This is a genomic window from Halomonas sp. AOP43-A1-21, assembly GCF_052376775.1.
Lineage (GTDB): Bacteria > Pseudomonadota > Gammaproteobacteria > Pseudomonadales > Halomonadaceae > Vreelandella > Vreelandella colorata.
Genome location: NZ_JBQSWC010000101.1, coordinates 1 through 551, shown reverse-complemented (window position 1 = coordinate 551; position 551 = coordinate 1). Strand labels below are relative to the sequence as shown.

The following is a 551-nucleotide window of genomic DNA, read 5'->3' as shown; positions in this document are numbered from 1 at the left end:
GTAATATTCTTCGGAATATTGCAGTACTATTCGTTTGAACCTTGAGCCAAGTTTGATTCGCTTTTGTTATCTTCGGGTAACGAGTAAGAATCACAATGATTTTAAACTGAAGAGTTTGATCATGGCTCAGATTGAACGCTGGCGGCAGGCTTAACACATGCAAGTCGAGCGGTAACAGGTCTAGCTTGCTAGACGCTGACGAGCGGCGGACGGGTGAGTAATGCATAGGAATCTGCCCGATAGTGGGGGATAACCTGGGGAAACCCAGGCTAATACCGCATACGTCCTACGGGAGAAAGGGGGCTTCGGCTCGCGCTATCGGATGAGCCTATGTCGGATTAGCTAGTTGGTGGGGTAATGGCCCACCAAGGCGACGATCCGTAGCTGGTCTGAGAGGATGATCAGCCACATCGGGACTGAGACACGGCCCGAACTCCTACGGGAGGCAGCAGTGGGGAATATTGGACAATGGGGGCAACCCTGATCCAGCCATGCCGCGTGTGTGAAGAAGGCCTTCGGGTTGTAAAGCACTTTCAGCGAGGAAGAACGCC

The 551-nt window shown here is 52.5% G+C and carries 1 rRNA gene; it reads left to right on the top strand.

From position 1 onward, the window contains the following. Positions 1 to 103: 103 nt before the first annotated feature. Positions 104 to 551 (top strand): 16S ribosomal RNA (locus tag ACT3R7_RS20725); the annotation flags it as partial.